The following is an 18,388-nucleotide window of genomic DNA, read 5'->3' as shown; positions in this document are numbered from 1 at the left end:
CTGTCTCTCTGCAAGCGTCTGGCCTGCGAATGAGGGACTGGCCCTTGAGCAATCATTAGTCCGCGACGCGCGTAAAGAAAGAGGCAAAGGCTTCTGACGATACGGGCCGCCCGCGCGAGCCGCCATGTCGATCACGGCACCCGAGCGCGTTTGAATACTAGCAACATCGCGGGACAAAAGGAAAGCGCTCGACAAACCGACGTGTCTTAACGCTTTTGCTACCGCGCCCGGGCGACATTGATATTTGGTTCACCAACCACGGGGCGCGTGAGCAGGGGATGCGTAGGCTTTTCATCGGTTTGGCGCGGGCGGGTTGGCTGAAGGCGGCATTGATCGTCGGCGGCTTGACTGTGGCCGGCGTCGCCGTGGCTACCGCCCAGGGCCCCGCGCCCGCCGCAGGGGTCCAGAAAGTTCGGTTCGGCGGCGATCGACTTGAAACGCGGATCGTTATCGATCTGGACCGCGCTGCGGCCGGCCGGATGGTCGCTGACGGGGCCCAGGATCAGCGAATTGTGATCGGCCTGCCGAACGTTTCGGTTTCGGGAGATCTGCAGGGGGCAGGTCAGGGCCTCGTAAAGCGCTGGGTCATCGATGAAGCCGCCGGCGGGGCACGCCTGAGCCTTGACCTTGGTGCCCGTGCCGAAGTTCGGCGTCGGTTCCTGCTGCCGCCCGGCGACGGAGCCACGGCTTATCGCTACGTGATTGACCTCAAGGCGATTGAGGCCCCTGCAACGCTTCCAAAGGCGCAGCTCAAGCCTATTCCGGTCAAGGCCGCGCCGCTCCGGCTGAAGCGCGTTATCGTGATCGACGCCGGCCATGGCGGCAAGGATCCGGGCTCTCTCGGCGCTACCGTGTTCGAGAAAGACGTTACCCTGGCTGCTGCCAAGGCGCTCAAGGCCCGACTCGAAAAGACAGGCCGTTTTCAGGTCGTCATGATCCGGGAAACCGATACCTTCGTCCCGCTGGAAGCTCGGGTGCAGGTCGCCCGGCGTGCCGATGCTGACCTCTTCATCTCGCTCCACGCAGACTCTGGTCCTGACGTGGCTACGCGAGGCGCTAGTGTCTACACCCTTTCGGAAAAAGGCGCTGAACGCTTCGCCCGGGTGATGGACAAGGACGACTGGTTGATGAAGGCCAGCATGCCGGGTCGGGATCGGGCCGTCAGCCAGATCCTGCTCGATCTGAGCCAGCGTGCGACCAAGAACCGGTCTGCGGCTTTCGCCCAGATGCTGCTGGAAAAAGTCGGTGCGGAAACGCCCTTGCTGCGTCGGAGCCACCGCGACGCGGGTTTTGTCGTCCTTCTAGCTCCTGATGTCCCTGCGGTACTCCTCGAGATGGGTTTCATTACCAACGTTGAGGACGAGCGGCTCCTCAGCAACCCCACCAGCCGTGACAGGGTCGTCGACGCCGTAGGCGACGCAATCGAGTCCTATTTCGCGCCCCAGCTTCGCAAGTCCTGAACCAAGCAGCGCCGTTGGCACCCGGCACGATGCAGGCTAGACGCTTGTCATCGGGTTGGTTTGTAGCAGGGTAGGCACGAAGCCTCCCCGGCTTCGCTCATTCGGGCATCAATGGATTTGGGCGGGCCATGGTGTCCGCCATGACGGAGGCTGCGTGGATCTGAAACCCACCGAACGATGGATGGCCATCGCGGGCGTGGCGGTGCTTTCCGTCATCGCCGTGGCGGGCTTTGCGATCGCGATCTACGCCGCGTGGTTGTTCCACGACATGCCGGATGCGGGCGAGCTTCAGGACTATCGACCGCCAACCGCAACCCGGGTCTATGCGTGGGATGGGACCCTGATTGGAGAATACTCCAAGGAACGCCGGATCTTTGTCCCCTATGATCAGATCCCGCCGCAATTGGCCCAGGCCTTTATGGCGGCCGAGGACCGTAATTTCTTCCGGCATAGCGGTGTGGATGTGGGCGGCTTCTCGCGCGCCATGCTCAAGAATGTCGGCAATGCCGCCCGCGGCCGGAGGCTTGAGGGCGGGTCGACCATCACGCAGCAGGTCGCAAAGAACGTCTTGCTGACCAGCGATGCGACGGTCGGCCGGAAATTCAAGGAAGCGATTCTGGCCCATCGGCTCGAGCAGTCGCTCGACAAGCAGCAGATCCTGGAACTCTACCTGAATGAAATCTGGCTGGGCTACCGATCCTTCGGCGTCGGTGCTGCGGCCTATAACTACTTCGGCAAGGCCCTTCCGGATCTCACGCTCGCCGAGAGCGCCTATCTGGCCGCGCTTCCAAAGGGGCCGGACAACTATCACCCGGTGCGTAACAAGGCCAAGGCGCTGGCCCGCCGCAACTGGATTCTCGGTCAGATGGCTGAGCTCGGCTGGGTGTCCCAGGCCGATGCCGCCAAGGCCATGGCTGAAGACCTCGTTGTCCAGGCTGCCCCCAAGCGTGCCGCCTATCGCGATGCCGACTACTTCGTCGAGGAAGTCCGTCAGCGCGGCGTGGCAACCCTGGGGCCGCGCCTCAGTGAAGGTGGCTATTACATGCGCACCACGCTGGACCCGCGTTTGCAGACCGCAGCCCGTGTCGCGCTGATGGACGGTCTGGAACACTATGACCGGAGACACGGCTGGCGAGGGGCCTGGGGGCATGTCACCCCGGACGCTCAGGACTGGGAGAAGGCCGCGCGCGCAAAGTCGCCCCCTGCCGAGCGAACCAACTGGCGCGCCGCCCTTGTCCTGTCGGCCGATGGCCGGGTTCGCCTCATCCGGGGTGAAGGCGAGGGCAGTCTTGCGGGTGAAGACGTTTCATGGGCCAGGGCGGGGAAAGGCCTGAAGGCGGGCGATCTGGTGTTCGTCGAGCGCGCAGCAACAACCGGAGCCTACCGCCTCCGCCAGGTGCCCTCGGTGAACGGTGCGCTTGTGGCCATCGAACCCTATTCCGGCCGGGTCGTGGCCCTTGTCGGCGGGTACAGCTTCTCGCTTTCAAACTTCAACCGGGCCACTCAGGCCATGCGCCAGCCCGGATCGGCCTTCAAGCCGTTCGTCTATGCCGCAGCCCTCGAGAACGGCTACACGCCGGCCAGCGTCATCGTCGACAGCGCCATTACGCTGAAGGGCGCAAATGGCGAGGACTGGAGCCCCGAGAACTACCACAAGGAGTTCTATGGCGCTCAGCCCCTCCGTAAGGGCCTGGAGCAATCCATCAATGCCATGACTGTTCGTCTCGCCCAGGGCGTCGGGATGAAGAAGATCGTTGAGTTCTCAAAGCGCACCGGCGTGGTGCGGGACATGCAGCCGGTGCTGGCTATGGCCCTGGGGGCCGGAGAGACGACACCGTTCAAGCTGACGTCGGCGTATGCACCGTTTGTGAACGGCGGCCGGCGCATCGAGCCCCACCTGATCGAACTGGTTCAGGATCGCGAAGGCAAGGTGATCTTCCGCGCCGACAAGCGCGACTGCATCCGCTGCGAGGCTGGCTTCAACGGGGATGAAAGCCCGCGATTCCAGCCGCTGGGGGAACCCGTGATGGATCCGGTGACGGCCTATCAAATCACCTCCATGTTGCAGGGGGTTGTCCAGCGCGGCACGGCCGCAGCCGTGAGTTCGCTGGGCCGGCCCCTGGCGGGCAAGACCGGAACGACGAACGAATATCGCAGTGCCTGGTTTGTGGGATACTCGCCCAACCTCGTTGTGGGTGTCTTTGTGGGCTTCGATGACAATCGTTCGCTCGGCGAAGGTGAAACCGGGGCGACCGATGCGGTGCCCGTGTTCATGGACTTCATGAAAGAAGCCCTCAAGGGCCAGCCCGTGGTCGATTTCAAGCCGCCCAAATCGGCAAAGTTCGCCATGGTCCGAGGCATCCAGGAAGCGTTCCGTCCTGGAACGGAGCCCAAGCTTGAAGTCCCTGCGGTTCCGTCAGGACCTCAACCTTACTCCGAGGCCTGGCCAAACGGCGTGATTCCGGGTGCTGCCGGCACTCCGGAGGCTGCAAAGCCTCCACCCAAGGCACCGGATCCCTTGAGCGGTCTCTACTGATCGATCTGGGGCGTTGCGCCAAGGTTCCACGCGGGGTATCTCCCGCGCCCTTTCACACTGTCACGGAGTAACGTGATGAGACCGGATGTCGAGGCCTCTGCGGCTGACATCGAGCAGTCCGTTGGACTGCTCAGGAGGCGTCTTTGACTGGGATGCCGCACTTCGAAAACTCGACGAGCTGAACGCTCGGGTCGAGGACCCGACCCTTTGGGACCGACCGGCCGAGGCCCAGGCCGTCTCCCGGGAGCGCGCCGGACTTGCTGCCCGCATTGAAGCTGTCCAGGCCCTTGAACAGGGCCTCAGCGATGCACTTGAGTATGCCGAGCTTGCAGACATGGAGGGTGATGAAGCCCTTCTGGAAGATGCTCGGGCCCAACTCAAGGATCTCAAGGAGCGGGCTGGTCGGGCCGAACTGGAGGCCCTGCTTTCAGGGGAAGCCGACGGGAACGACTGCTACGTCGAAATCAATTCCGGGGCCGGTGGCACGGAGTCGTGCGACTGGGCCGGCATGCTGCTGCGCATGTATTCGCGCTGGGCCAATGCCCACAAGATGAGCGTTGAGCTTGTCGAGGAAACCTCCGGTGACCAGGTCGGGATCAAGTCAGCGACCCTCCTGATCAAGGGAACCAATGCCTATGGCTGGTTGAAGACCGAAGCCGGAGTCCACAGGCTTGTCCGCATCAGCCCTTATGACGCGGCGGCCAAGCGTCACACCAGCTTCGCTTCGGCCTGGGTCTATCCGGTGGTCGACGATACGATCGAGATCGAGATCAATCCGTCTGATGTGCGGACCGACACTTACCGCGCCAGCGGCGCGGGCGGTCAGCACATCAACAAGACCGACTCTGCAGTTCGCCTTACCCACATCCCCACCGGCATTGCCGTCGCCTGTCAGGCTGGTCGCTCACAGCACCAGAACCGGGAAGAGGCCTGGAAGATGCTTCGGGCCCGTCTTTATGAGGCGGAGCTGCAGAAGCGTGAGGCGGCCCAGCAGGCGCTTGAGGATCAAAAGACGGACATCGGCTGGGGCCACCAGATCCGAAGCTACGTTTTGCAGCCCTACCAGATGGTCAAGGACCTCCGGACCAATGTCGAGACCTCCGACACCCAGGGGGTGCTGGACGGCGATCTGGACGAGTTCATGGGCGCATCCCTGGCCCAGAGAGTTGGCGTCACGCGCGACGGCTAGAACGCTACAGCAAACGTCAAAACGCCCCGGCATCGACCGGGGCGTTTTTCGTTGTACACCGACCAAGTGAGTGAGGGCTGGGTCCGCAAGGCCATCGGCTTGGGCATGTCAGCCGTTTCAGGAGCCTAGGACTGCGGGTCAGAAACCGGTGCAACGACTGCAGTTGGAGCGATGGCTGCTGGCTGAGCCGGGCGCTGGAACTTCAGGCTACGCCCCTGGAAGAACGCACCTGTCTCCATCGCCAGTTGCTCATGTGTGATGTCGCCGTCGATGTAGGAGGTCCCGTAAAGCCGGACCTGCTTGGCGGTAATAGCCCCGACAACACGGCCACGAACTTCCACGGCTTCGGCAAAAACCGATCCTTCGACATGCCCTGTTTCGCCCACCATCAAGCGGGCCACACGGACGTCGCCCCGGACAATGCCATCAATCTGCAGTTCACCGTCGCCGACGATCCCTCCTTCGATGGAGATATCGGCCGAGATCAGCGAAGCCACTTTTGGCGCGAGCTTGCGGGTCGGCTCGGCAGCGACTGCAACTGGCGTGGCCAGGGGCTCGATGCGGGGAGGGGAAGACTGCCCCTTAGTTTGCTTGCTGAACATACTCACCAGCCTTCAGGAACCGATTGGGGTTCTGGGCACGTCCATTGGCCCAGACTTCATAATGGAGATGAGGACCGGTCGACCGACCGGTTGAGCCCATGGCCCCGACGCGCTGACCGATTGCCACGCGTTGGCCTACCCGAACGGAGATGCCTTGCAGGTGGGCGTAGCGTGTCTTGAAACCGCCGCCATGGTCGATCTCGATCGTGTTGCCGTAACCCGAGCGGACCCCGGTAAAGGAAACGACGCCAGGTGCCGTAGCCATGATCGGCGTATAGAAGGCTCCCGGGAAATCCAGACCCGAATGGAACGCCGGTCGCCGCGTAAAGGGATCGAAGCGCACTCCATAGCTGCTGCTCATCGCCGGATTGCTGGTTGGTCGATAGAAGGGGAGCTTTTTTGCAGCCATGTTGAGAGCGCGCATGTCTGACATGTCTGTCGCTGCCCGCTGAATGCGCGTTGCGAACTCTTCATCGACATCGAGGATCGCCGCCAGGGCGCGAGGGTCTTTTGCCTCGATCAGCGGACCGCCAAGTGAGGCCCCGCCCCGGGAAAAGGAACTGGAGTCGAGGCCAGCCATCCGCATTGCAGCCCTCAGACGTTCTGCACGGCTATTGGCAAAGGTTTCAGCGGCCTCGATCAGTCGCTCCTGATCCATTCGCGTGGCCTGGATGCGCTGGACGGGAGAGCCCGCGAGAAGCTGGGGCTTGCTGGATTTCAGGGCGTCGGCAGCGCCGGGCACACCTTTGAAATCACTGACAAGCAGGGCCAGTGCCGCATGGCGTTTCTCAACGGACGCTGCCAGCTCATCGAGGGACCCATTGGTCGCAGAAAGCTGGGCAATAGCGCTATTGAGCCGCCCCTGCCGATCTGCGTTCAGGCGCTCGTAGTAGGCGCGTTGCTTGATAACCATCTGGTCCGCAGAACTCACGGACAGGGCGCTGACCAGCATGGCGGCCGTGCAGATGCCCATCCACAACGCGGTCGCTCCGACCACACCTGCGGCGATCAGCTGCTTGTTGGTTGAGAAGACATAGCCGCGCATCTCTCCACCTGAGCGGATGTAGAGCTGACGTTCGGGGAACAAACCTTCTAGGGATTGCCGCAACCGCTGGAAGTGCCTGAGCGCCATGTGCCTAAGAAACCCCCGTTTTCAGGACACGGGGATATGCAACGAATACAAGCCGGCGCGCAAGGCCGTTCACCCCCAACGGGAGTGCGATTCGAGAAAATGGCAATTAACAGACACACATTAGTGCTGCCCCGCAGCCATCGCCACGCCTTAACCCACTTGCGCGTGAGGAACATCGCGTGAGCGACGAAAATACAACACCTCGCGTTGAGGGGATTTCCAGTCTGCTACGGCGCTAGCGAAGGCCTTTTGCCGCGGTGAGCACCGACTTGATGTGCCCTGGAACCTTGACCTTCCGCCAAACCTCCCGGACGACGCCCTCGGCGTCGATCAGGAAGGTTGACCGGTCAATGCCCATGTACTTTCGGCCGTACATGCTCTTCTCGACCCAAGCCCCATAGGATTCCACCGTCTCGCCGGTCGTATCCGCTGCAAGCTCGACGGTCAGATCGTGCTTCTTGCGAAACTTGGCATGCGAGGCCGCGCTGTCCTTGGAAACACCGATAACGACGGTGCCCATCTTGGCGAACTCCTCGACTTCTGACGAGAACTGCAGAGCCTGGGACGTGCAGCCAGACGTGTCATCCTTGGGGTAGAAATAGAGAATGATCTTCTTGCCCTTCAGCCCGGTGAGGCTGACCCGGCCCGTATCGGTCGGCAGGTCGAAATCGGGAGCCTTGTCACCAGCTTGAAGCATTCTCTCTCTCCGTTTCTACACCAGTCTTTACAACAGTTCGAATCAGACCGGGCGGACCAGGACGATCTTCTTCTTGCCGGCTGCGAGCTTGATGACCCCGTCTATGAGGTCTTCTTCGGTAACCAAACGGCTCGCATCGGCCTCGGGCTTGTCATTGACCTTCAAACCGCCGCCCTGGGCGAGCCGGCGGGCCTCGCCACGGGAGCCGGCCAAGCCCGCATCCGCGAACAGGCCGGCTAGAACAACGCCGGCCTTCAGGTCCGAAGCGGGGAGCTCGAATGTGGGCAGGTCTGCTGAAAGTGCACCCTGTTCAAAGGCTTTCTCGGCGGCGTTTCGGGCCTTTCGAGCGTCCTCTTCGCCATGAGCCATCCGCGTGGCCTCATCCGCCAGCACTTTCTTGGCCTCATTGATCTGGGCCCCGGGCAAGGCTTCCAGCCGGGCGATTTCGTCGAGCGGGAGGTCCGTGAACAGGCGGAGGAAGCGACCGACGTCGGCATCCTCGCTATTTCGCCAGAATTGCCAGTAGTCGTAGGGACTGAGTTGCTCGGCGTTCAGCCAAACAGCACCCGACATGGTCTTACCCATCTTCGCCCCGGAAGCGGTCGCCAGAAGCGGTGTGGTGAGGCCGAAGGCGGCCTTCTGATCGACGCGGCGGGTAAGTTCCACGCCATTCAGAATGTTGCCCCACTGGTCTGACCCGCCCATCTGCAGCACGCAACCATACTTGCGGTTCAACTCCAGGAAGTCCGTGGCCTGCATCAGCATGTAGTTGAATTCTAGAAAGGTCATCGGCTGCTCACGCTCAAGGCGCAGCTTGACACTGTCGAAAGCAAGCATCCTGTTGACCGTGAAGTGGACCCCATAGTCGCGCAGAAACTGGACATAGCCAAACTTCGACAGCCATTCGTCGTTATCGACCATGATGGCATCCGTCGGCCCATCGCCGAAGGTCAGGAACTTGGCGAAGACCTGCTTGATGCCCGCGATATTGGCCGCAATGTCGGCGTCGGACAGCAGCTTGCGGCTCTCGTCCTTGCCGGTTGGATCCCCAACCTTGGTCGTGCCGCCGCCCATCAGGACAATTGGCTTGTGCCCCGCTTGCTGCAGCCTACGCAACATCATGATCTGGATCAGCGAGCCGACGTGTAGGCTTGGCGCTGTCGCATCAAAGCCAATGTAGGCCGTGACGACGCCACTGGCGGCCGCCGAATCCAGTTCATCGGGATGGGTGATCTGATGGATATAGCCGCGCGCCTGCAGGGTCTGGAGGAATTCCGACTTGAACGAGGCGGGCGCGGACATGGATCGACTCTCTTAATCTGACGACGGGCCGTCTAGCACGGTCGGACGCATATGTGGCGAGGGTTTCATTCTGCAGGGCCCTGGAAGAGGGCTGATCACCGTGCACTGGAAAGGCCGCATCCGGGACTGAAAAGCCTGTCTTAGACGCAACAGCTTCACGGGGCGCTTTCGATGCGGTCGCCAGTGAGGCGGGCCGAAGTGCCAGCTGGTGATCATCGGTCTAGCTACAAGTCAGTCCGCGTGGCAGTCAACGGTCATGCTTATTCTTGGATTCATGACCGGCACGTCTCTCGACGCAGTCGATATGGCGGTGCTTGAAACCGACGGCGAGGACATTCAGGCGTTCGGTCCTGCGGGTGAACGCAAGCTCCGGGAAGAGACCCGGGACTTGCTCCTCTCTGCCACGGATCAAGCCCGCGCATGGCCGCGCGGCGCGCCCGAACCTCTGATCTTTTCCGAGGCTCGCAAGGCCATCGCCGAAGAACATTTCCTGGCCGCGAGTGAATTCCTCCGTGAACACGGCCTGGATTGGCAGGCGTTTGACCTCCTGGGCGTCCATGGCCAGACCGTTCTGCATGAACGGCCCCAGCCCGGCAGAATCGGGCGCACGGTCCAACTGCTGGACGCGCAGCGCCTGGCCACCGCGAGTGGCAGGCCCGTAGTCTACGATTTCAGAACCGCAGATGTCGCCGCAGGCGGCGAGGGCGCTCCCCTGGCCCCGATCTATCACGCCGCGCGGGCAAGAGCGTCTGGCCTCGTCACGCCGGTGGCGGCCTTGAACATCGGCGGCGTCGCCAACATTACCCTGATCGACGGTGAGGGCGCTCTGCTTGCCTTCGATACCGGACCCGGGAACGGCATGATCGACCTCATGCTGCAGGAACGTGACCTCGGTCGCTTTGACAGGGATGGCCGCCTGGCCGCATCCGGTTCCGTCGACGAAGCAGCTCTCGGCAGCCTGCTTTCGGGCGACTATTTCGAAGCACCGCCGCCCAAATCACTGGATCGCTATGACTTCACGCTCGAGGCCGTCAGGCATCTCTCTGCAGAAGACGCGGCCGCGACGCTGGTGGCCTTCACGGCCGAGGCTGTCGTAAAGGCGTTCGAGAAGGGCGCTCGCCCAAGCGTGCTGATTGTTTGCGGGGGAGGTCGGCACAATCCCGAGATCATGCGGGTCCTGACCGCCCGTGCGCCGGTGCCTGTCAAGACAGCGGAAGCTGTGGGTTGGCGGGGCGACGCCATCGAGGCCGAGGCCTTCGCCTATCTTGCTGCACGGACGGCGAGGGGGCTGCCGATCAGCTTCCCGGGAACGACCGGCATAGCCTCGCCGATGTCAGGAGGCCGGATCATCTATCCGGAATGAAAAAGCCTCCCCGAAGGGAGGCCTTGAAACTTAGATCGGGTTGGCTTCGATCCGCTTGTCCAGATAGTCGCCGACGCTCTTTTCAACGAACGGCAGATGTTCCGTCCAGAAATGGCTGGCCTTGTCGATGACCTCGTAGTCGATGACGATACCCTTCTGGGTCCGCAGCTTGGTGACCACGCGCTCGACTTCCACCGGAGGCGTAATGGTATCGGCAGAGCCGGTCAGGAACAGGCCTGAAGCCGGGCAGGGTGCCAGGAAGCTGAAATCGTACATGTTGGTCGGCGGCGAGACACTGATGAAGCCGTCCGTCTCCGGGCGACGCATCAGCAACTGCATGCCGATATAGGCCCCGAAGTCGAAACCGGCGACCCACGTCTGGCTGGCCGCCGGATTGGAGGTCTGCAGCCAGTCGAGCGCGGTGGCGGCATCGGCCAACTCGCCGATACCGGCGTCGAACTCGCCCTGGCTGCGGCCCACGCCGCGGAAGTTAAAGCGCAGTGTCGCAAAGCCGCGCTTCATGAACAGGTGATAGAGCTGCACCGAAACCGGATGGTTCATGTGCCCGCCAGCCTTGGGGTGCGGGTGCAGGATCAGCGCGATCGGCGCGGTTTCCGTCTTGCCCGGCGAGTAACGACCTTCGATCCGTCCGGACGCGCCAGTCAAAATCACATCAGGCATATCGACCCCATCGTTTCGACAAGCGGTGGACGATTCCGGATCTTTCGACCGATGGAATACTTGACCACTGCGCTTGGTCTTCCTAAATCCAACCAGCGTCGCGGACCCTAGGGTCCGACGCGAAGTCGCGGCTTGTAGCACACGCAAAAGCCGATGCGCGCGGAATCTGCAAGGAGTAAGGCGCATGCGCCTGAGCACCAAGGGACGATACGCCGTCATGGCCATGACCGACCTGGCCAAACGCCAGGACGAAGGTGAGGGGCGCGCCGTCGCCCTGGCCGAGATCGCCGCCCGGCAGCAGATCTCCCTGTCCTATCTGGAACAGCTTTTTGCGCGTCTGCGCCGCAAGGGTCTGGTCAAGAGCGCCAGGGGCCCGGGTGGCGGCTATCGCCTGGCCCAGGATGCCGAGACGACCCTGATTTCCGACATCGTATTGGCCGTCGATGAGCCGCTCAGGGCCACCCGCTGTGGCGTGACCAAAGGTAGCCCCAAAGGGTGCATGGCCGGCGGCGAGCGCTGCATGACCCATGACCTCTGGGAGGAGATGGGGCGGCAGATCCACGGCTATCTGGCTTCGGTTTCGGTGGCCGACGTCCTGCAGGGGCGCTTGCGCCCTAGCGCTCTGGAGATAGCGGCGGAGTGACCTTGCCCCGCGCGCCCGTTTATCTGGACTACAACGCCACTGCGCCGATCCGACCAGAAGCGCAGGAAGCGATGCTCCGCGCCCTCAAGGTGCCGTCCAATCCTTCCTCGGTTCATGCTGCGGGACGGGCCGCCCGGGATATCGTCGAGACGGCCCGGACCCAGGTCGCCGCCCTGGTCGGTGTACCCGCAGGCTCGGTCACCTTTGTGAGTGGCGGTACCGAGGCCAATGCCCTGGCCATTGAGAGCGCCCGGGCCTGCGGTTTCACCCGGATCGTCGTCGGCGCGACCGAGCATGACGCGGTTATGGAAACCGCCAAGGCCAGCGGCCTGCCGGTCGAGGCCTGGCCGGTCGATGCTCGTGGCGTGGCCCAGTTGTCCTGGCTCGAGGCCGAGCTCAACGGCCCCGGCCGCGCCCTGGTCTGTCTGATGCTGGCCAATAACGAGACCGGTGTCATTCAGCCTGTGGCCGAGGCTTCGGTCCTGGTCCGCGCCGCCGACGGTTGGCTGCATGTCGATGCGGTGCAGGCGGCCGGCAAGATCGCCATAGATTTTTCCGCCCTCGGTGCCGACACCATGGCCCTTTCCGCCCACAAGCTGGGTGGCCCGCAGGGCGTCGGAGCCCTGGTCGCGGGCACGCGGGCTACCCTTCATCGTCGTCAGCATGGCGGCGGGCAGGAGCGCGGTCGCCGGGCTGGGACCGAAAACGTTGCTGGCATCGCCGCCTTTGGGGCAGCAGCGGAGGCGGCCGTGCGCGATCTGGCCAAGCTGTCCGAACAGACCCAATGGCGTGATGCCCTGGCTGAGCGTGTCAAGGCAGAGGGCGCAGTTGTGCTCGGGGAGGGCGCTGATCGGCTGCCCCAGACCCTTTGTTTCGCCGGTGAAGGCTTCGGCTCCGAGATCCAGGTGATGAACCTTGATCTCGCCGGCGTGATGGCCAGTGCCGGCAGCGCCTGCTCGTCGGGCAAGGTCAAGGCCAGCCGCGTGGTGGAGGCCATGGGCCATTCCAACCTCGCGCCTTTCGCCCTGCGCGTCAGCGGCGGCTGGGCGAGCACGGAAGACGACTGGATCAAATGCGGCGACGCCTGGATCGCCGCCTGGAAGCGTATCGGCGCCCGGCGCCGGGAGGTGGCATAGTGGCCGCAGTTCAAGAAACCGTCGAAGCCGTTGCCTCGCTTGAGAAATACGAGCACGGATTCACCACTGAGATTGATCAGGAGTTCGCCCCCAAGGGGCTCTCCGAGGACATCGTGCGCTTCATCTCGGCCAAGAAGGACGAGCCTCAGTGGATGCTGGACTGGCGACTTGAGGCCTATCGCCGCTGGCTGGAGCTGGAAGAGCCGGACTGGGCCAAGGTCAACTATCCCAAGATCGACTACCAGGACTCCTACTATTACGCGGCCCCCAAGACCAAGGAGGGGCCCAAGAGCCTGGACGAGGTCGATCCCGAGATCCTCGCTGTCTACGCAAAGCTCGGCATCCCGCTGAAAGAACAGGAAGTTCTGGCCGGTGTTGAAGGCGCGCCGCGCTATGCTGTCGACGCCGTGTTCGACAGTGTCAGCGTCGTGACCACCTTCAAGAAGGAACTGGCAGCGGTCGGGGTGATCTTCTGCTCGATGAGCGAGGCGATCCGCGAGCACGGCGATCTCGTGAAGCAGTATCTGGGCTCGGTGGTGCCGACCTCGGACAACTATTTTGCCTGCCTGAACAGCGCGGTCTTTAGCGACGGATCGTTCGTCTACATCCCGCCGGGCGTGCGCTGCCCGATGGAGCTGTCGACCTATTTTCGCATCAATGCCAAGGACAGCGGCCAGTTCGAGCGCACCCTGATCATTGCCGACAAGGGGGCCTATTGCTCGTATCTGGAGGGCTGTACGGCCCCGATGCGGGACGAGAACCAACTGCACGCCGCCGTGGTCGAATTGGTCCTGCTGGACGATGCCGAGATCAAGTATTCCACCGTCCAGAACTGGTATCCGGGCGATCCCGAGACCGGCAAGGGTGGTATCTTCAATTTCGTCACCAAGCGCGCCGACTGTCGGGGCGACCGCTCCAAGGTCTCTTGGACCCAGGTCGAGACCGGCTCGGCCGTGACCTGGAAATATCCGTCCTGCGTGCTCCGCGGCGAAGGCAGCTCGGGCGAGTTCTATTCGATCGCCGTGACCAATGGCCACCAACAGGCCGACACGGGCACCAAGATGATCCATCTGGGCGCCAATACCCGCTCGCGGATCGTCGCCAAGGGCATCAGCGCCGGCAAGTCGACCAGCACCTATCGCGGCCTGGTCAGCGCCCACCCCAAGGCCAAGGGCGCCCGCAACTTCACCCAGTGCGACTCCTTGCTGATCGGCAAGACCTGCGCGGCCCACACCATCCCCTATATCGAGGCCCGCAACAGCCAGTCGGTGTTCGAGCACGAGGCCACCACCACCCGCCTGTCGGACGACCAGCTGTTCTATTGCCAGCAGCGCGGTCTGAGCCAGGAAGAGGCCGTGGCCCTGCTGGTCAACGGCTTCGTCAAGGACGTGCTGCAGCAGCTGCCGATGGAGTTCGCCGTCGAGGCCCAGAAGCTGGTGGCCATCAGCCTGGAAGGGAGCGTGGGATGAGTGCGAGCCCTCTTGATGCTGCCTTCATGCGCGAGCAGCTCCGTCTAGAAGAAGAGACAATTCCAGCGCGACGTGAGTTCGACGCTCTCGTGAAGATCGTTCAGGGCAGTGAGACCCCGGCCGAGCTAGGGTTCGGCGTTAGTGCCGGGCACGACGAGTTGGTACTCGCGCGTGATCAATACCTCATCTCGGCTACGGTATCTAAGGAAGGTATCGAAGTTAGGGTCAAAATCCCGGACGCGTCCAATTATGTACAGTCAATGCTTTCGATTTATGGAACGGCATCGGATTCTACGACTGCCGTAGCGGCTGCTGAAAACATTGGAACGTTCATGGCGCGCATCGTTGAAGGCCGCCTGATGAATACGCTTGGCTTGGGAGGGATCGAGCGATGACCCCTGTCCGCTTCGGGCTGAACGACAAGGAATACAAGTACGCGCGCCAGCTGGCCTATCAGGCCGCGCACGGCACGTGGATCAATCCCTATGGCGACGAGGCCCCGCTGATCGACCGCAGCGCCAAGCTGCTGGCGAAAGGCAATGCCGACGGCGCCGCCGAACGCGCCCTGCTGATCGAACTGCTCAAACTCGCCTGCTACAGCCCCGAACATGAATGGGAGGCGCCGACCCTGACCGGCAAGCCGACCACGTTCGCCATCCAGACGCTCGAAAAGATCACGGCTTTCAATGCTTAATATCCAGAACCTCCACGCCCGCGTCGAAGACAAGGCCATCCTGAAGGGCGTCACGCTGGACGTGCCGGCCGGCGAGGTCCACGCCATCATGGGGCCGAACGGGGCGGGCAAGTCGACCCTGTCCTACGTGCTGACCGGTCGTGGCGGCTATGAGGTCACCGAGGGGGCTGCCAGCCTCAACGGCGAGGACCTGCTGGCCCTGGAGCCCAACGAGCGGGCCGCCAAGGGCTTGTTCCTGTCTTTCCAGTATCCGCTTGAAATTCCGGGTGTTCCGGCCCTGACCTTCATCCGCACCGCCCTCAACGCCCAGCGCCGCGCGCGGGGTGAGGACGAGATCGCCGCGCCCGCCTTCCTGAAGCTGGCCAAGGAGAAGGCCGCCTCGCTGAAGATCGACTTCGAGATGCTCAAGCGCGGCCTGAATGTCGGCTTCTCGGGCGGCGAGAAGAAGCGGATGGAAATCTTTCAAATGGCGATGCTTTCGCCGAAGTTCCTGATCCTCGACGAGACCGACAGCGGCCTCGACATCGACGCCCTGAAGATCGTTTCCGAAGGCGTCAACGCCCTGCGCAGCCCAGAGCGCGGCATGCTGGTGATCACGCACTATCAGCGCCTGCTGGACTACATCAAACCCGACCGGGTCCATGTGCTGGCCGCCGGCCGCATCGTTGCGTCGGGCGGCCCGGAGCTGGCGCTGCAGCTGGAAGCCGAAGGCTACGACAAGTATGCGAGCGCCGCGGCATGAGCCTGGCTTCTGCGCTCAAGACCGGTGACCTGACCGAGCTGCCCTCGCGCCGCGATGAGGACTGGCGCTGGACCGACCTGCGCGGCCTGATCCGTACCCTGCCGCCACTGTCGCCGAAGTTCGAGGGCGACATCGGGGTTGGGCCGTTTGCGGCCGATGAGACCCTGACTCTGGTCAATGGCCAGGGCGCAATCGACCTGACCCTTGCCGCCGGCGAGACCCGCGTCATTTCCATGCGCCTGATCTCGGCGACTGCAGCAACGGCGCACGCCGGCCGCGTCCGCATCACGGTGGGTGAGGGCGCGCGCCTGACCCTGTTGGAAAGCCATGAAGGCCTGGGCGAGGGCTATTTATCCGAGATTGCCCTCGACATCCACCTGGCCAGTGACGCCGTCGTCGAGCGGATCGTGCTGGCTTCCGACGCGCCCGAGGCTGTGTCGGTGGTCGACGCCGAAGTGGCCCTGTCGGCCGGTGCCAGGTTCGCCCAGACCCTGCTCACCTCCGGTGCCCGTCGCCAGCGGATTGAGACCCGCGTCGCCCATCCTGGTGCCCATGCAGACCTGCGCCTCGACGGCATCTATCTGCTGGACGGCCAGCGCCACGCCGACCTGACCACCCAGGTCACCCACGCTGGCGTTGACGGGACCACGTCTCAGCTCACCAAGGGCATGGTCGCAGACCAGGCGCGAGGCGTGTTCCAGGGCCGGATCATCGTCCAGCCCGGCGCCGACCAGACCGACGCCCGCATGGGCCACCACGCCCTGATCCTGTCGGACAAGGCCGAGGTCGACGCCAAACCCGAGTTGCTGATCTTCGCCGACGACGTCTCCTGCGCCCACGGCAACACCATCGGGGCCCTGGACGAGCAGGCGATCTTTTACGCCCGTCAGCGCGGCATCCCCGAGATGGAAGCCCGCGCCATGCTGACTGAGGCCTTCGTGGGCGAGGTGGTCGAGCGCATCGAACATGAGCCCGCTCGCGAGGTGGCCCGCGCCTGGGTCGCACAGCGCCTTGGCCGGAGTAACATCTGATGGCTTTCGACGCGCCTTTCGATGTTGAAGCGATCCGCGCCCAGTTCCCCATTCTTGGTCGAACGGTGCACGGTAAGCCCCTGATCTATCTGGATACGGCCGCCAGCGCTCAGAAACCGGAGGTCGTGCTGGACGCGATGATGGGTCTGGCCCGCACCTCTTACGCCAATGTCCACCGCGGCCTGCACACCCTGGCGAATGAGACGACGGAAGCCTATGAAAAGGCGCGTGAAAGCGTCGCGCGATTCATCAACGCGGAACCGACGGAAATCGTCTGGACCAAGAGTGCCACCGAGGCGGTCAACCTGGTGGCGGCAACGTTCGGCCAGTCGCTCACGGCCGGCGACGAGATCGTCATTTCCGAGATGGAGCACCACGCCAATATCGTGCCGTGGCACTTCCTGCGCGAGCGCAAGGGCGTGGTCCTGAAGTTCGTACCGGTGCTCGACGACGGCCGGCTCGACATGGAGGCCTATAGGGGCCTGCTGTCCGAGCGCACCAGGATGGTCGCCCTGACCCAGATGTCGAACGTGCTGGGCACAGTCAATGACGTGCCGGAGATTGTCCGCCTGGCCCATGCGGCCGGCGCCCAGGTGCTGATCGACGGCTGCCAGGGCGTGGTCCATTCCAGGGTCGACGTGAAGGCCCTCGACGTCGACTACTACGTCTTTTCCGGCCACAAGCTGTACGGCCCCACCGGCATCGGCGTGCTTTACGGCAAGGCCGAGCGCCTCGCCGCTCTGCCGCCCTACCAGGGCGGCGGCGAGATGATCGGCTCGGTGTCGATGGACGTCATCACCTATGCCGACCCGCCGCATCGGTTCGAGGCGGGCACTCCCGCCATTCTTGAGGCTGTCGGCCTTGGCGCAGCGATTGAATGGCTCAACGGCCTGGATCGCGATGCCATCTTCGCCCACGAGCACGCGCTTTATGCCCGGGTTGCCGAGCACCTGCGCGGCGTCAACGGTCTGCAGATCCTCGGCGAGGCCCCAGGCAAGGGCGCTGTTCTGTCGTTCACGGTTGAGGGCATCCATGCCCACGATCTAGCCCAGGTACTGGACCGCTACGGCGTCGCCGTGCGCGCCGGGACCCATTGCGCCGAGCCCCTGATGCGACGCTTCGGCGTCACCTCAAGCGCGCGCGCCTCCTTCGCCCTATATAACACCGAGGCCGAGGCCGATGCGTTCGTGGACGCTCTGGCCAAAGCCCGCCGTTTCTTCAGTTGAGCCCGAAATGACCGACGCCGCCGTTCCTGAGACCGTCTCCGCCCTTCCCAAGGAAGAGCTGGCCAAGCTGACTGATCTGCTGATCGAGAAGCTGAAGTCGGTCTATGACCCGGAGATCCCGGTCGACATCTACGAGCTGGGCCTGATCTACAAGGTGGACGTGTCTGACGACAAGGACGTGGCCATCGACATGACCCTGACGGCGCCGGGCTGCCCGGTGGCGGGCGAGATGCCGGGTTGGGTCAAGGACGCGGTGATGGAAATCCCCGGCCTGAAGTCGTGCACCGTCGATCTCGTTTTTGACCCCGCCTGGGACCCGTCGCGGATGAGCGACGAGGCCAAGCTGCAACTGAACATGTTCTGATCGGACCTGTCGCCATGGACATCGCCGTCACGCCACGCGCTCGTCGCCCCCGTCCCAAGGTCGTCACCCTGACCGACGCAGCGGCCGCGCGGGTGAAGGAGATCATGGCCCGGGCGGATCA

Annotated in this window: 18 protein-coding genes and 1 pseudogene; 14 read left to right on the top strand and 5 right to left on the bottom strand. The window is 63.3% G+C overall.

Features of this window, described 5'->3' with window-relative positions:
* Positions 1–278 precede the first annotated feature (278 nt).
* The 3 genes from DBR10_RS06390 (at position 279) to prfB (ending at position 5,185) form a co-directional block, all read left to right on the top strand.
* The gene (locus tag DBR10_RS06390; protein WP_108503735.1) at positions 279–1,460 is read left to right on the top strand and encodes an N-acetylmuramoyl-L-alanine amidase family protein; all 1,182 of its coding nucleotides are present in this window, start codon (positions 279–281) and stop codon (positions 1,458–1,460) included.
* A gap of 154 nt (positions 1,461–1,614) precedes the next feature.
* Positions 1,615–3,996 (top strand): penicillin-binding protein 1A, encoded by a 2,382-nt coding sequence (locus DBR10_RS06385; protein ID WP_199225313.1) that lies wholly within the window; start codon positions 1,615–1,617, stop codon positions 3,994–3,996.
* A gap of 75 nt (positions 3,997–4,071) precedes the next feature.
* A protein-coding gene (gene prfB, locus DBR10_RS06380; protein WP_108503612.1) for a peptide chain release factor 2 occupies positions 4,072–5,185 on the top strand; the annotation gives its coding sequence in 2 pieces (ribosomal slippage) (positions 4,072–4,140 and positions 4,142–5,185; 1,113 coding nt in all).
* A gap of 125 nt (positions 5,186–5,310) precedes the next feature.
* Here the strand turns inward: prfB and DBR10_RS06375 are convergent.
* The 4 genes from DBR10_RS06375 to tyrS all read right to left on the bottom strand — a co-directional run bounded on the left by DBR10_RS06375 (position 5,311) and on the right by tyrS (position 8,918).
* Positions 5,311–5,787, bottom strand: coding sequence for a bactofilin family protein (locus DBR10_RS06375; RefSeq protein WP_108503613.1), 477 nt, complete (start codon positions 5,785–5,787; stop codon positions 5,311–5,313).
* Positions 5,768–6,919, bottom strand: a complete 1,152-nt coding sequence (locus DBR10_RS06370) for a peptidoglycan DD-metalloendopeptidase family protein (RefSeq protein WP_108556211.1) — start codon at positions 6,917–6,919, stop codon at positions 5,768–5,770. Before DBR10_RS06370 ends, DBR10_RS06375 begins: the two co-directional genes overlap by 20 nt.
* A 235-nt stretch (positions 6,920–7,154) precedes the next feature.
* Positions 7,155–7,616, bottom strand: coding sequence for a peroxiredoxin (locus tag DBR10_RS06365; protein ID WP_108490242.1), 462 nt, complete (start codon positions 7,614–7,616; stop codon positions 7,155–7,157).
* 42 nt (positions 7,617–7,658) lie between these two features.
* Positions 7,659–8,918, bottom strand: coding sequence for a tyrosine--tRNA ligase (gene tyrS / locus DBR10_RS06360; RefSeq protein WP_108504631.1), 1,260 nt, complete (start codon positions 8,916–8,918; stop codon positions 7,659–7,661).
* Positions 8,919–9,174: 256 nt separating this feature from the next.
* Between tyrS and DBR10_RS06355 the strand changes: the two genes are divergently transcribed.
* The gene (locus DBR10_RS06355) at positions 9,175–10,281 is read left to right on the top strand and encodes an anhydro-N-acetylmuramic acid kinase (RefSeq protein ID WP_108504632.1); all 1,107 of its coding nucleotides are present in this window, start codon (positions 9,175–9,177) and stop codon (positions 10,279–10,281) included.
* Between the two features lie 30 nt (positions 10,282–10,311).
* On the opposite strand, the gene DBR10_RS06350 is transcribed toward DBR10_RS06355, so the two are convergent.
* Positions 10,312–10,962 (bottom strand): alpha/beta hydrolase, encoded by a 651-nt coding sequence (locus tag DBR10_RS06350; RefSeq protein WP_108504633.1) that lies wholly within the window; start codon positions 10,960–10,962, stop codon positions 10,312–10,314.
* 184 nt (positions 10,963–11,146) lie between these two features.
* Here DBR10_RS06350 and DBR10_RS06345 point away from each other — a divergent pair, with 184 nt between their 5' ends.
* The 10 genes and pseudogenes from DBR10_RS06345 to DBR10_RS19770 all read left to right on the top strand — a co-directional run.
* The gene (locus DBR10_RS06345) at positions 11,147–11,605 is read left to right on the top strand and encodes an Rrf2 family transcriptional regulator (RefSeq protein WP_108504634.1); all 459 of its coding nucleotides are present in this window, start codon (positions 11,147–11,149) and stop codon (positions 11,603–11,605) included.
* Positions 11,602–12,741 carry a cysteine desulfurase family protein gene (locus DBR10_RS06340; RefSeq protein WP_255579980.1) on the top strand — a complete coding sequence of 380 codons (1,140 nt, stop codon included), beginning with the start codon at positions 11,602–11,604 and terminating at the stop codon, positions 12,739–12,741. Before DBR10_RS06345 ends, DBR10_RS06340 begins: the two co-directional genes overlap by 4 nt.
* Positions 12,741–14,210, top strand: a complete 1,470-nt coding sequence (gene sufB / locus DBR10_RS06335; protein WP_108489645.1) for a Fe-S cluster assembly protein SufB — start codon at positions 12,741–12,743, stop codon at positions 14,208–14,210. The genes DBR10_RS06340 and sufB overlap by 1 nt, the downstream gene beginning before the upstream one ends.
* Positions 14,207–14,605, top strand: a complete 399-nt coding sequence (locus DBR10_RS06330) for a hypothetical protein (RefSeq protein ID WP_108489644.1) — start codon at positions 14,207–14,209, stop codon at positions 14,603–14,605. The genes sufB and DBR10_RS06330 overlap by 4 nt, the downstream gene beginning before the upstream one ends.
* Positions 14,602–14,904 (top strand): hypothetical protein, encoded by a 303-nt coding sequence (locus tag DBR10_RS06325; protein WP_108489643.1) that lies wholly within the window; start codon positions 14,602–14,604, stop codon positions 14,902–14,904. Before DBR10_RS06330 ends, DBR10_RS06325 begins: the two co-directional genes overlap by 4 nt.
* Entirely contained in the window at positions 14,897–15,646 is a 750-nt protein-coding gene (gene sufC / locus DBR10_RS06320; RefSeq protein ID WP_108504636.1) for a Fe-S cluster assembly ATPase SufC, read from the top strand. Before DBR10_RS06325 ends, sufC begins: the two co-directional genes overlap by 8 nt.
* The gene (gene sufD / locus DBR10_RS06315; protein WP_108504637.1) at positions 15,643–16,677 is read left to right on the top strand and encodes a Fe-S cluster assembly protein SufD; all 1,035 of its coding nucleotides are present in this window, start codon (positions 15,643–15,645) and stop codon (positions 16,675–16,677) included. Before sufC ends, sufD begins: the two co-directional genes overlap by 4 nt.
* A complete protein-coding gene (locus tag DBR10_RS06310) occupies positions 16,677–17,903 on the top strand; it encodes an aminotransferase class V-fold PLP-dependent enzyme (protein WP_108504638.1) in 1,227 nt (408 codons plus the stop codon). The genes sufD and DBR10_RS06310 overlap by 1 nt, the downstream gene beginning before the upstream one ends.
* 7 nt (positions 17,904–17,910) lie before the next feature.
* Positions 17,911–18,267, top strand: a complete 357-nt coding sequence (locus DBR10_RS06305) for an SUF system Fe-S cluster assembly protein (RefSeq protein WP_108504639.1) — start codon at positions 17,911–17,913, stop codon at positions 18,265–18,267.
* Positions 18,268–18,281: 14 nt separating this feature from the next.
* Positions 18,282–18,388 (top strand): annotated as a pseudogene (locus DBR10_RS19770) (FeS assembly scaffold SufA); the annotation flags it as partial.

This window comes from Caulobacter sp. HMWF025, assembly GCF_003060965.1.
Classification (GTDB): domain Bacteria; phylum Pseudomonadota; class Alphaproteobacteria; order Caulobacterales; family Caulobacteraceae; genus Caulobacter.
This window is presented reverse-complemented; position numbering and strand designations above follow the sequence as displayed.

What these genes read in the sequence shown, in the direction of transcription:
- DBR10_RS06390 (WP_108503735.1), top strand. Translation starts at nt 279, where the DNA reads ATGCGTAGGCTTTTCATCGGTTTGGCGCGGGCGGGTTGGCTGAAGGCG.
- DBR10_RS06375 (WP_108503613.1), bottom strand. Translation starts at nt 5,787, where the DNA reads ATGTTCAGCAAGCAAACTAAGGGGCAGTCTTCCCCTCCCCGCATCGAG.
- DBR10_RS06370 (WP_108556211.1), bottom strand. Translation starts at nt 6,919, where the DNA reads ATGGCGCTCAGGCACTTCCAGCGGTTGCGGCAATCCCTAGAAGGTTTG.
- DBR10_RS06365 (WP_108490242.1), bottom strand. Translation starts at nt 7,616, where the DNA reads ATGCTTCAAGCTGGTGACAAGGCTCCCGATTTCGACCTGCCGACCGAT.
- tyrS (WP_108504631.1), bottom strand. Translation starts at nt 8,918, where the DNA reads ATGTCCGCGCCCGCCTCGTTCAAGTCGGAATTCCTCCAGACCCTGCAG.
- DBR10_RS06355 (WP_108504632.1), top strand. Translation starts at nt 9,175, where the DNA reads ATGCTTATTCTTGGATTCATGACCGGCACGTCTCTCGACGCAGTCGAT.
- DBR10_RS06350 (WP_108504633.1), bottom strand. Translation starts at nt 10,962, where the DNA reads ATGCCTGATGTGATTTTGACTGGCGCGTCCGGACGGATCGAAGGTCGT.
- DBR10_RS06345 (WP_108504634.1), top strand. Translation starts at nt 11,147, where the DNA reads ATGCGCCTGAGCACCAAGGGACGATACGCCGTCATGGCCATGACCGAC.
- DBR10_RS06330 (WP_108489644.1), top strand. Translation starts at nt 14,207, where the DNA reads ATGAGTGCGAGCCCTCTTGATGCTGCCTTCATGCGCGAGCAGCTCCGT.
- DBR10_RS06325 (WP_108489643.1), top strand. Translation starts at nt 14,602, where the DNA reads ATGACCCCTGTCCGCTTCGGGCTGAACGACAAGGAATACAAGTACGCG.
- sufC (WP_108504636.1), top strand. Translation starts at nt 14,897, where the DNA reads ATGCTTAATATCCAGAACCTCCACGCCCGCGTCGAAGACAAGGCCATC.
- sufD (WP_108504637.1), top strand. Translation starts at nt 15,643, where the DNA reads ATGAGCCTGGCTTCTGCGCTCAAGACCGGTGACCTGACCGAGCTGCCC.
- DBR10_RS06310 (WP_108504638.1), top strand. Translation starts at nt 16,677, where the DNA reads ATGGCTTTCGACGCGCCTTTCGATGTTGAAGCGATCCGCGCCCAGTTC.
- DBR10_RS06305 (WP_108504639.1), top strand. Translation starts at nt 17,911, where the DNA reads ATGACCGACGCCGCCGTTCCTGAGACCGTCTCCGCCCTTCCCAAGGAA.